Annotated in this window: 10 protein-coding genes; 6 read left to right on the top strand and 4 right to left on the bottom strand. The window is 42.8% G+C overall.

Going from position 1 to position 12,557, the window contains the following annotated elements; translation table 11 throughout:
* Positions 1 to 135: 135 nt before the first annotated feature.
* Complete coding sequence (gene megL / locus GDZ68_RS14005; RefSeq protein WP_153722931.1) at positions 136 to 1,326, bottom strand: methionine gamma-lyase; 1,191 nt, start codon at positions 1,324 to 1,326, stop codon at positions 136 to 138.
* 345 nt (positions 1,327 to 1,671) lie between these two features.
* Here megL and rpsD point away from each other — a divergent pair, with 345 nt between their 5' ends.
* Entirely contained in the window at positions 1,672 to 2,274 is a 603-nt protein-coding gene (rpsD, locus tag GDZ68_RS14010; RefSeq protein WP_153722932.1) for a 30S ribosomal protein S4, read from the top strand.
* Positions 2,275 to 2,524: 250 nt separating this feature from the next.
* The gene (locus GDZ68_RS14015; RefSeq protein ID WP_153722933.1) at positions 2,525 to 2,857 is read left to right on the top strand and encodes a hypothetical protein; all 333 of its coding nucleotides are present in this window, start codon (positions 2,525 to 2,527) and stop codon (positions 2,855 to 2,857) included.
* Between the two features lie 65 nt (positions 2,858 to 2,922).
* Here the strand turns inward: GDZ68_RS14015 and tyrS are convergent, their stop codons facing one another.
* Positions 2,923 to 4,188, bottom strand: a complete 1,266-nt coding sequence (tyrS, locus tag GDZ68_RS14020; protein ID WP_153722934.1) for a tyrosine--tRNA ligase — start codon at positions 4,186 to 4,188, stop codon at positions 2,923 to 2,925.
* A 431-nt stretch (positions 4,189 to 4,619) separates the two neighbouring features.
* Between tyrS and GDZ68_RS14025 the strand changes: the two genes are divergently transcribed.
* The 4 genes from GDZ68_RS14025 to GDZ68_RS14040 all read left to right on the top strand — a co-directional run bounded on the left by GDZ68_RS14025 (position 4,620) and on the right by GDZ68_RS14040 (position 10,142).
* Complete coding sequence (locus tag GDZ68_RS14025) at positions 4,620 to 7,502, top strand: transglycosylase domain-containing protein (protein ID WP_153722968.1); 2,883 nt, start codon at positions 4,620 to 4,622, stop codon at positions 7,500 to 7,502.
* A gap of 196 nt (positions 7,503 to 7,698) precedes the next feature.
* The gene (locus GDZ68_RS14030; protein ID WP_153722935.1) at positions 7,699 to 8,331 is read left to right on the top strand and encodes a GNAT family N-acetyltransferase; all 633 of its coding nucleotides are present in this window, start codon (positions 7,699 to 7,701) and stop codon (positions 8,329 to 8,331) included.
* 15 nt (positions 8,332 to 8,346) lie between these two features.
* A complete protein-coding gene (locus tag GDZ68_RS14035) occupies positions 8,347 to 8,991 on the top strand; it encodes an acetoin utilization AcuB family protein (RefSeq protein WP_153722936.1) in 645 nt (214 codons plus the stop codon).
* Positions 8,988 to 10,142 carry an acetoin utilization protein AcuC gene (locus tag GDZ68_RS14040; protein ID WP_153722937.1) on the top strand — a complete coding sequence of 385 codons (1,155 nt, stop codon included), beginning with the start codon at positions 8,988 to 8,990 and terminating at the stop codon, positions 10,140 to 10,142. Before GDZ68_RS14035 ends, GDZ68_RS14040 begins: the two co-directional genes overlap by 4 nt.
* A 63-nt stretch (positions 10,143 to 10,205) precedes the next feature.
* On the opposite strand, the gene ccpA is transcribed toward GDZ68_RS14040, so the two are convergent.
* Positions 10,206 to 11,204, bottom strand: coding sequence for a catabolite control protein A (gene ccpA / locus GDZ68_RS14045; protein WP_153722938.1), 999 nt, complete (start codon positions 11,202 to 11,204; stop codon positions 10,206 to 10,208).
* Positions 11,205 to 11,339: 135 nt separating this feature from the next.
* Positions 11,340 to 12,422, bottom strand: coding sequence for a bifunctional 3-deoxy-7-phosphoheptulonate synthase/chorismate mutase (locus GDZ68_RS14050; RefSeq protein ID WP_153722969.1), 1,083 nt, complete (start codon positions 12,420 to 12,422; stop codon positions 11,340 to 11,342).
* Between the last annotated feature and the right edge of the window lie 135 nt (positions 12,423 to 12,557).

Below are 12,557 nucleotides of genomic sequence, written 5' to 3' on the forward strand. Positions count from 1 at the left end.
TACATGACATATACTAACCAATATACTATAGTAGTTATCAAAAGTAAGGGCTGCCCGCAACATAGGCAGCCCTTCCACAATTTCACAAAGATTTTACATTAAAACGGACTGCGAATCTAATCGCAGTCCGTTTTTTCAAATTGCTTTAAATGCCTGCTCAAGATCAGCAATGATATCATCCATATGCTCTAACCCGACGGACAGCCGCAGCAGCGAATCAGTTACGCCCATTTTTTCACGCTCTGCTTTAGGCACTCCTGAATGCGTCATTGTCGCCGGATGCTGCATCAGTGTTTCTGCATCCCCGAGACTCACAGCCAGCTTGACGAGGGAAAGGTTATTCAGGAGCGTTTGCGCTTGCTCTTTATCTCCTTTAATCGTAAAGGAGATCAAGCCGCCACCTGTTTTCATCTGCTTCTTCGCAATTTCATATTGTGGATGCTTTTCATCGAAAGGATAGAACACTTCGTCAACTTTCGAATGTTTTTTTAGATAATCAAAGAGAATTTCTGCGTTCGCTGAGTGTCTATCCATCCGCACAGGCAGCGTTTTAATCCCCCGCAGCAGCAGCCATGCATCAAACGGGGAAATGACTCCTCCAAAATCTTTTTGTACGGTGCCGCGGATCTTCTCCATCTCCTCTTTATCTTTTCCTGCCAATAAACCTGCGATGACATCTCCATGTCCATTTAAATACTTAGTTGCGCTGTGCAGAACGAAGTCTGCGCCGAATGATAAAGGGGTCTGATTATAAGGCGAACAGAATGTGTTATCCACGATGACACGCAGCCCATGCCTTTTCGCTACATTGGACACTGCCTGCAAATCGACCAGCTCCATCGTCGGATTGATTGGAGTTTCTACATATATACAAGTCGTTTTATCAGTTACCGCTTTTTCAATCTCTTCTTCCGTTCGCATGGATGTCAGCGTATGCGTAATATTATATTTTTCTTCCATGATTTTCAGCAAACCGAATGTACAGCCATAAATTCCGCGGGAACAAACTACATGATCATTTGCTCTCGTAACATGAACCAGCACTGCACTGACAGCAGCCATCCCAGAAGCAAATGCTAATCCGCCGGCTCCTTCTTCCATTTCGGCTATTCTCGCTTCCAATACATTGACTGTCGGATTACCCAAACGGGAATAAATATTACCGGATTCTTCCCCCGCAAATCTGCGCTCACCCTGTTCGGCTGAATCAAATACATAAGTTGCAGTTTGATATAAAGGAACCGCGAGACTTCCCTGATGTTCTTTGCTGTCGTACCCTTCATGGATCATCGCCGTCTCTTTATGCCAATGATGTTTTTTCTGCATATCTCTTCCTCCTCTTCATATATTATTCCACTATCCATGAAAACGCTTTAATATAGCCTATTTTCAGTCTACATCGATTCTCAGGAAAACGAAAGAATTTTGAAGCTGCGGTTTGTCCCGATGATTATGCTTGACCTGAAACCAATAAATTGGTATGCTATTCTTTGTGTAAAATAGTTGCAGCAGTTATGTGTTCTATTTTGTCCAGTCTATTCCTTTACGAAGGTGCATCGCGTAACCTCGGGGCTGCGGAGGCGAAGTTGCAAGATTATAGAATGGCAGATGGATTGAACATATCTGGTCTTATTTTACAACAAAATAAAACCAACAGAGGAGGAGTCTCTCATGGCTCGATATACAGGTCCATCATGGAAACTGTCACGTCGTCTTGGTATCTCACTAAACGGCACAGGTAAAGAAATTGAAAAGCGTCCATACGCTCCAGGCCAACACGGTCCTAACCAACGTAAAAAACTTTCCGAATACGGAATGCAGTTACAGGAAAAACAAAAACTACGTTTCATGTACGGAGTAAACGAACGTCAATTCCGCACGCTTTTCAACAAAGCTGGTAAAATGCAGGGAATTCACGGTGAAAACTTCATGATCCTTCTTGAAGCTCGTTTAGACAATGTTGTCTACCGTATGGGTCTTGCTCGCACTCGTCGTGCAGCTCGCCAATTGGTAAACCACGGTCACGTACTAGTAGACGGCAAGCGCGTAGATATCCCATCTTTCGCTGTTAAGCCAGGTTCTGAAATCTCTCTTCGTGAGAAATCTCAAAACTTAACTGCTGTTGAAGAAGCGCTAGAAGTGAACAGCTTTGTTCCTGACTACGTTACTTTCGACAAAGATTCTAAAAAAGGTACATTCGTACGCCTTCCAGAGCGCGGCGAATTGGCTGCTGAAATCAACGAAGCACTTATCGTTGAATTCTATTCTCGTTAATAAGTACGTTGAATTTTTAAACCCCCGGAATTGCTTAATTGCAAATCCAGGGGTTTTTTATTCCTACAGTTTTTGAAATTAATCGAATGAATTTTATAAAATAATAACAATTACAACTTATACGAAAATACGTTCTATACAATGTTGTAGAAAGATGATATGATGTTGAAAATAGATAAATTATAAACCTGCGTAATATCACCTATTGTAAGTCACCCATAAAACTAAAATGTGTGAAAGGAGATAATTTATGACGGATCGTGAATTGCTTCAATTTATTGCAGATAAATTAACAACAGTAGAGAAAGATGTTTCCTCTCTCAAAGGCAACGTATCTTCACTTACAAAAGACATGACATCAGTCAAAAGTGACATATCCTCACTTAGAAACGAACAACTTTTCATAAAGCAAGCAATACTCGAAATTGATGCACGTACGATTTCCACTGATGAAAATGTTGCTGCATTAACTAAAAATGTCTCGCTGAATACTGAAAAGTTATCAAACATTGTTACAATGCAGCACTTAGTAAACGATCATGATACAGATATTCGCTTAGTCAAAAAAATGTTGATACAATAAACTCAAAAAGCCGTTGTCATTGATCAAACTCAATGACAGCGGCCTTTTTGTACTATATTCCCTTTTTAAACAAACTTCACCATACTATACTTCTTCTTCCCGCGTCTCACAATCGTAAAGGCATCCTCTAACCGCTGCTCTGCCCCTACTGTGAAATCCGTCTCTGTAATGCGCTCTCCATTAAATGAAATCGCACCGTTTGTGACATCTTCCCGCGCCTGGCGTTTTGACGGTGACACACCCGCCTGTACGATGAAGTCGACGATATTCATGTCTTCTTTCGTCATCTCTACAGTCGGTACGTCTTTAAACGCATCCTTCATTTCAGAAGCTGTCAGTGCTTTCAAATCGCCGCTGAATAATGCAGCGGAGATACGGATCGCCTGTTCTAATGAAGCTTCTCCGTGAATCAGGCGTGTCATTTCTTCTGCCAGCGTTTTTTGTGCTTTGCGCAGATGCGGCTCTTCCTGAACGGAAGTTTCCAGTGCTTCAATTTCTTCACGGCTTAAGAATGTGAAGATCTTCAGGTATTTGACAACATCTGCATCGGCAGCGTTGATCCAGAATTGGTAAAACTCATACGGCGATGTTTTCTTTGCATCGAGCCATACCGCACCGCCTGCAGACTTACCGAATTTGGTGCCGTCTGCTTTTGTCACTAAAGGAATAGTGAAACCGTATGCTTTTACTTCTTCGTCATGCATCTTACGGATGACTTCCAGACCTGTTGTGATATTCCCCCACTGATCCGAGCCGCCAATTTGCACGCGGCAGTTATGGTGATCAAATAAATGATTGAAATCTGCACCCTGCATCAGCATGTAAGAGAATTCCGTGAAAGAAATCCCCTGATCCAAACGGGATGCGACATTATCTTTTGCCAGCATGTAATTGACGCTCAGCAATTTACCATAGTCACGTAAAAATTCGATCAATGACATGGAACCGATCCAGTCATTGTTGTTGACCAGCTTCGCTCCATTATCTGTTTCGAAATCAAAGATCATTTCCAGTTGTTTTTTGATGCCGCGCACATTATCTTCCACTTGTGCAGTTGTCTGCAGCTGTCGTTCTTCCGAGCGCCCTGAAGGATCCCCGATCATCCCTGTTGCACCGCCGATTAATAATATCGGCTTATGGCCGTGCAGCTGAAAACGGCGCAGTGTCAATAGCGGCACGATATGTCCGATATGCATACTGTCCGCTGTCGGATCGACTCCGCAGTACAAAGAGATCTTTTCATCCGCCAGAAGTTTCTCCAGACCTTCTTCATTTGTCTGCTGGTACAGCAGGCCTCTCCATCTTAAATCATCCATTAATTCATTCGCCATTTTCCAATTCCTCCTAATTCAACACAAAAAGTCCCCACATAATCATAAAAAATGATCATGCAGGGACGCTAGTTGAATGTAATAAACATAACGCGGTACCACCCGGCTTGAGAGAAACTAACTCTCCGGCTTTAAGGCACTGATATCGCTGTGCAGAGCGTACACTCCAAAACTGTAATTCATGCATAGCGCACCGAACAGCTTTCACCAACCGCTGTCTCTCTGGGACGGACATTCGCTACCATTACTTCGGCTTCTTCGACATGTAATTTAGTATGTCTTTCATTTTAACCAACTTCCAATGAAAGTCAACATTAAATGATTATTTACTCCGCAATCTATGATATAATGAGAAAGATTTTTAGGGGGAGAATGACTTGACTAAAGACAAAAACCAACGAATCCAGCAACTAGAAGATAAGTTTGAGCAGATGAAAAAAGAAACTTGGGCAAAGAAAGTTCGAATCGGTTCAGGAGTGATCTGGAATTTATTTATACTGCTTTTGATCTTCGGTGTTATCGGTGCCGTTTTTGCCACTTCTGTCGGAGCGGGATACTTTGCATCATTGGTTGCGAAAGAACCCCTTCGGACGAAAGAAGAACTGCGTAATGCGGTCTTTACATACGAAGAGACATCTGAAATGTTTTTTGCAAAAGATGTCTATCTGGGTAAGATCAACTCAGATATTGAACGCAGACAGATCACACTGGACAAAGTGTCACAATATGCACTGGATGCGGTGCTCGCTACAGAAGATGAATATTTCAACACACATACCGGCATCGTGCCAAAAGCAATTTTCCGCGGAGTTTTCCAGGACGTCACGAACTCTGACAGTCAGACAGGCGGTTCAACCCTGACACAGCAGCTCGTGAAAAACCAAATCTTGACGAATGAAGTTTCCTACGAACGAAAAGCGAAAGAAATACTGCTTGCTATGCGTTTGGAGCACTTCATGACAAAAGATGAAATTTTGGAAGCGTATCTGAATATCATTCCTTACGGCCGTGATGTTGTCGGCCAGAATATTGCAGGGATCGAGACTGCGGCAAGAGGCATTTTCGGTATTAAAGCGAGTGAACTGAACTTGGCACAGGCAGCGTATATTGCGGGAATTCCACAAGCTCCTTTCGCCTACACTCCTTTCTACAGTAAAAATCAGGGGTTAAAAGAACCGGAAAAACTTCAGCCGGGAATTAATAGGATGAAAACGGTATTATTTAGAATGCGAGATACCGGCTATATTACAGCTAAGGAATATCAAGAAGCGATTGCGTATGATATCACGAAAGATTTTAGACAGCCTACTCAACGGGCAACTGAACGCTATCCATATGTTACCCAGGAGATTCAAAACCGCACGATTAAAATCCTGGCAAAAGTACTGGCCGAAAAAGACGGTATTGATGCAGACCGTTTCGAAGAGGATTCGAACATGCAGGAAAAGTATACTATTATTGCTGACCGCTCCATGCGTACGGACGGTTACCGCATTTATTCTACAATTGATAAAGAACTTTATGACAAAATGAATGAAGTTGCAAAGAATTTTCAATACTACGGATTCACTTATACTTCTGAAACAACGGATAAAGAATCCGGCAAGAGTACAATTATCGAAAACCCCGTACAAGTCGGTGCAACGATGATTGAAAACCACAGCGGAAAGATTCTTTCATTCGTCGGCGGAAGAGATCATGAATTAGAAGCGACAAATCACTCGACACAGGCTTTCAGACAAAATGGTTCCTCAATGAAACCTCTGCTTGTCTACGCACCGGCAATTGAATATGGCGTTATTGGCGCCGGCAGTCCCGTTGTTGATGTGAAGTTCGTTTTACCTGGATGGAAACCTTCCAACTATTACGACAGAGAATTAGGAATTATTTCTGCACGTGAATCACTGGCTCGTTCTCAAAACTTATCGACAGCACGCCTGTATGATCAGATTATAGACAGACAGCCAATCAACTTCCTAAAAAAAATGAATTTCTCTAAACTAATTGAAGAGGACGGACATAATCGTTCTGCCTCACTTGGCGGATTAAAATATGGAGTTTCTGTTGAAGAGAATACTAATGCTTACGCGACATTTGCGAATGAAGGAAAATTTATTGAATCGTATATGATTGACCGTATTGAAGATATGAAAGGTAATATTGTTTATGAACATAAAGCAGAGCCAGTAGAAGTCTTCAGCCCGGAAACTGCGTACATCGTTACGGATATGATGCGTGATGTGCTGAAAACTGTAGGTACAGGTGCACGAGTGCCCGGATTCATGAACTTCCGTCCGGATCTGGCAGCCAAAACGGGTACATCCCAGCATTATGCAGATGCCTGGCTGATGGGATATACACCGAATGTTTCACTTGGTGTCTGGCTCGGTTATAAAGATCAGACGAAGACTTTGTATAACGGCAGCAGCAGTCAGATGCATCCTTCAGAGCGGACCGCACGGTTATTCGGTCAGCTGATGAATACTGCAAACAGTATAATACCGGAAACAGTTAAAGCAGGAGATACATTCAAACGGCCGGCAGGTGTCGTGTATCGTTCGTTCTGTTCGATTTCAGGGCTGGCTCCCTCAGCCGCGTGTTCTGCTGCAGGACTGGTGAAATCGGATCTGTTTAATTCTAAAGTGATGGTACCTTCAAAGCCGGATGACAGCATCATTTCATCTGCAGGCGTACTGATCAACGGTAAAATGTATCAGGCACCGCCTTCTACACCGCGTGAATTTGTCACAGCAGGCGGCGTCGGTGTCAATTCAGAATTTATTAAGAGGATGCTTGGACGGCTTGGCGGAGACGGTTCGAAGTTGTTTGCAGGAAAAGGCGGCTATTCCGCCAACGTGGTGTCCGGATCTGTATTCCCTGCGGATAACGTTCCTCCTGCTCCTGTGTCAGCGAGCCAGAACGGGTCTGTACTCACCTGGTCAGGGTCTGCTTCCAATGACGTAGTTGGATATTATATATATCAAAACGGTGCACGTATTGGTGCGGTAGGATCTGGATCCCGTTCCTATTCAATTGGCGGCGGTTCTTACTATATACGAGCCGTAGATATTACCGGTTTATTATCTGGTCCTTCTAATACAGTTACCACTGCAGCGGAGCCAGAACCAGAACCACAGCCGGAGCCAGATGCGCCTGCTCCAGAACCAGATACACCTGCTCCAGATGATAATGGTGGAGCAACTGAAGGCGGCACTAAACCAGACAAAGAAAACGGCGGCACAACTACTGATGAACAAAAAGATGAAGTGAAAAAACCGGACCCAGCAAAACCGGAGCCGCCTAAGAAAGATTAATTTTCTAAACCGAATTACAATCTTATGATTGTAGTTCGGTTTTTTGAAATATAATACCGACAATTTCATGATAAACTTGAAACAGCACACATTTTCATTGCAGAACTTGTATACTTAATAGAGAGAAGAACATTCAGAATAATCAACGATTACTTGCTGACAGACAGGGTAAATTAATTAGGAAGGAGTGAACTGTGTGGAACATCATAAAACCTATTTTTCAAAGGCATTTCTTCATGATGAAGGTGAATTAGTTATAGAAGGACCGGTTTCATCCGAGCAATTAGCTGCATTGGATTTCCATGATGGACTGAAAGCATTCCGTCCTCCTAAACAGCAGCAAGAGGCATTAGTGAAAATTTCGGCGTTTCCTGAAGGCAGAATTAATATTGCAAGAATCGGCACAACCATTGTGGGTTATGTAACGTTTCTTTATCCAGATCCTCTCGAGAGATGGTACGAGGCCAAGCTTCCCAATTTAATCGAACTCGGCGCAATTGAAGTAGCAAATGAATATAGAGGCGCGAGGATAGGTAAAAGATTATTAGAACTGTCGATGATTGATAATGCAATGGAAGATTATATTATTATCACTACTGAATATTACTGGCATTGGGATTTAAAGGGGACAGGTTTAACTGTGTGGGATTACCGGAAAGTCATGGAAAAAATGATGCGTGCAGGCGGCATGGAATTTTTCTCTACTGATGACCCCGAAGTTTGTTCTCATCCTGCAAACTGTCTAATGGCCAGAATCGGTAAACGTGTAGATCAAAGCTCCATCCAGCAATTTGACAGCGTACGTTTCAAAAATCGCGTAAACCACTGAAAGTGAGGAATGACGATGCTCGTACAAGATATTATGAAAACAGATGTTATTACATTGAACGCGGCACATACAATTGACGATGCCATTCAATTAATGCAAAAGAAAAAGATCAGACATATACCGATTATTGATAATGGACGCTTGATTGGTCTGGTGACGGACCGTGACGTCAAAGAAGCTTCTCCTTCGAGCATATCCGACCGGCTGGAGCTTTCACTTTATGAAACTCCTCTTTCTAAGATTATGAAAACTGATTTACTAATTGGGCATCCCAGAGATTTTGTAGAAGAAGCGGCCTTGCTCTTCTACGAATATGAAATTGGTTGTCTGCCGATCGTTTCTAATTATGAACTGGTCGGTATTTTAACGAAAACGGATCTTCTCTATAATTATATTGAATTAACCGGGGCAAACCAGCCCAGTTCTCATATTCAAATTCGTGTTCCAAACAAGCCAGGCATACTTTACGAAGTATCTAAAGTCTTCCATGATCATAATACCAATGTACTCAGTGTCCTCGTACATCCCTATCAAGATGGGGAAGATTATAAAATTCTAGCTGTCCGAATTAAACGAATGAATCCCCTCTCGATTATTGAGGATTTAAAAGCCGAAGGGTTTCAGGTTCTTTGGCCAAGCGAACCGGAGATGGACTCATGAAAAAACAAGCAAGCTTTATATTTTCACCAGACCAATTAAACTATGAATTTTCGGATACGCATCCTTTTAATCAAAAGAGGATCATTTTAACGATAGATTTATTGAAAAATCTGCATGCGATTGACGATGATGATATCGTTACACCGCGTACAGCGACAGATGAAGAATTGCTTTTAGCGCATGATGCGAAGTATATCGAAATCGTGAAAAAGGCAAGCAAAGGCGAAGTAAGTGAAAATATAGGGAGTATTTATGGAATCGGGACGGAAGATACTCCTTTTTTTCCGGGCATGCATGATGCAAGCGCTTTATTAGTTGGAGGAACACTCACTGCAATCGAAGAAGTGATGGAAGGCCGTTCAAGATATGCATTGAATCTCGGCGGCGGTCTGCACCATGGATTCCAAGGAAAAGCATCAGGCTTCTGTATTTATAATGACAGCTCTGTCGCGATAAAGTATTTACAAAAGAAATATGGGGCACGTGTATTGTATGTGGATACAGATGCCCATCATGGCGACGGAGTACAATGGACGTTTTATGATGATCCCGATGTCTGCACATTTTCCATCCATGAAACGGGGCGCTATTTATTTCCGGGGACAGGAAATGTAACAGAACGAGGCAACGGTAAAGGTTATGGAACATCTTTCAACTTCCCTATTGACGCGTTTACAGAAGATGAATCTTTCCTTCATATCTACCGGACAGCTTTGCGTGAAGTAGCTGAACACTTCAAACCTGATGTGATCTTAACGCAAAACGGGGCGGATGCGCATTACTTTGATCCATTGACTCACTTATACAGCACAATGAAAATTTACGAAGAAATACCGAAACTTGCGAAGGAAATTGCAGAAGATTATTGTGATGGACGATGGATTGCCATCGGCGGCGGCGGATATGATATATGGCGCGTCGTACCTCGCGCATGGTCACATTTATGGCTGACAATGAAATCAATTCCTACACCTGCCGGCTCCCTTCCTCAAGCCTGGCTGGAGAAATGGCAGCCGGAGTCACCGGTTACACTCATAGATACATGGGAGGACCCTTCTGATTTGTACGAGCCTGTGCCGAGGAAAAATGATATTAATGAGAAGAATGAACAAATGCTGACGAGAGCCCTTCACATCATACGCAGAAATTGATGCGGAGTGCTATATACGAAAACAAGCAGCTTATCTTAATGACAAGATAAGCTGCTTGTTTTTTTATTTAACAGACTGACGTTCTTCTAAATGATAAGGCAAAACAACTTCTGTTTCTTCTACATCCTCTTCATTGATTAATTTTGTCAGCAAACGCATGGATACCGCACCTAAATCATATAAAGGCACAACAATCGCCGACAGCTGAGGACGGACAATCCGTGCAAGATTGGAATGCTGGAAGCAGATGATCTCCAAATCTTCCGGTATGCGAAGATTTTGATCACGCACGCCATTCATAATACCAACCGCCACTTCATCGCTGCTGGCCATGACTGCAGTAGGACGATTGTCCAAATTCTTCAGGATATTCCAACTTTCATACGCTTCATCGTACGTATTGTCGGTTTCCACAATTAATGACTCATCAATTGTCAAACCCGCTTCCTCTAACGCACGCACATAGCCTACTCGCTTACATACTCTGTTGATGTCACGCGTGAAAGGACCTGAGACAAAAGCAATTCGCTTATGTCCATTATCAATCAGCTTCTTCACTACATCATAAGCAGCCTGCTCATGATCGATATTGACTGAAGGCAAATTGGTTTCGAAATCTAATGTACCGGCTAGTACAATCGGCACGTTCGCTGTTTTCATTTCGGTCCGTACTTCAGGAGAAATGGAATCACTCATAAAGATCAGCCCATCTACTTGTTTCCCTAAATGGTCTTCAAACAGCTCCACTTCACGAGATGCACTCTTATCCGAATTGGAGATAATAATATTGTATTCATACATCGTGGCTACGTCTGCAATCCCTCTTGAGAGTTCCGCGTAGTAGCTCTTCGACATATCAGGTACAATAACACCAATGGTCGTTGTCCGCTTGCTTGCCAGACCCCTTGCCACCGCATTCGGTCTGTAACCTAATCTCTCAATACAATCCAATACTTTTTTGCGTGTAGCGGGTTTCACATTCTGATTACCGTTCACTACCCGTGAAACCGTTGCCATAGATACGTTTGCTTCTCTTGCTACATCGTAAATGGTGATGGCCATTTCTGATCCTCCCAACAATCCTTATTCAATACTAGTATACAGTGTTCCCTCGTTTTATAGGGTATTTTCTTTATTTAAAAAACTTTAATATGTAGAAGGCACCGACCCTCGTAAGTAAGGATCGGTGCCCGATTGTCAGATCGTTTGGTGCGTGTTCATGAAACGCTGCATCTGTTCGTAGAACTCATCGAACTGCTCGATGTTCATTTGCTGGGCTGAATCCGACAAAGCAACCGCCGGGTCCGGATGTACTTCCGCCATAACGCCGTCTGCGCCTACTGCGATCGCTGCTTTAGCAGTTGGAAGCAATAGATCCTTACGGCCTGTGGAGTGCGTGACATCAACAAATACAGGCAGATGAGTCTCCTGCTTCAGAATCGGAACAGCTGAAATATCTAATGTATTTCTTGTTGCCGGTTCATACGTTCGAATTCCACGCTCACACAGCATGATATCAGTATTTCCTTTAGAGATAATATATTCAGCTGCATTGACGAATTCGGAAATCGTAGCAGACATTCCGCGTTTCAGAAGCACTGGCTTGTCCACCATTCCTGCTTCTTTCAGCAATTCGAAGTTCTGCATGTTACGTGCACCGATTTGGATTACGTCGATATACTCAAGCGCTTCTTCCAAGTGTGCCGGTGTAATGATTTCCGTAACAATCGACAATCCTGTTTCATCTGCAACTCGTTTAAGAATTTTTAACCCTTCAAGACCTAATCCTTGGAAATCATATGGAGATGTGCGCGGCTTGTAAGCTCCTCCGCGAATCATCGTTAATCCCTTGGCCTTGATGGATTTTGCAACTGCCAATACTTGCTCGTATGATTCTACGGCACATGGTCCGAAAATAAATGTAGGTTCAGAACCTCCAATTTTCTGTCCGTTGACGTCTACGATTGTATCTTCGGCTTTCTTAGTACGCGACACAAGCAGTGCGTTCTTCTGCTCATCCTGCTGTACCTCCAGCGCCGACATGAATATTGACTTGAATACCTGTTCCAAAATACCGTCAGGCAGCGGGCCGTGATTGGCATTCTTTAGAACATTCAACATCTCCCGTTCGCGGATCGGATCATATCTATTAACACCTTGCTTTTCTTTTACTTTTCCAATTTCCTGGACTATAGAAGTACGATTATTGATCAGTTCTAAAATCTCTACGTTCAACTGATCGATACGACCTCTCAACTCACCTAAATCTTGCTTGCTCATCATTCTGTCTCCTCCCCGCACATATCATCCTTTTCTAACTGCGGAATCTATGTTACATTTTTATATAATAGACCAAGTATAAAGAAACCTCTTTGAAAAGTCACGCAATTTCACTGAATTAAGACATTTACACTA

The sequence above is a fragment of the Sporosarcina cascadiensis genome (assembly GCF_009650995.1).
Lineage (GTDB): Bacteria > Bacillota > Bacilli > Bacillales_A > Planococcaceae > Sporosarcina > Sporosarcina cascadiensis.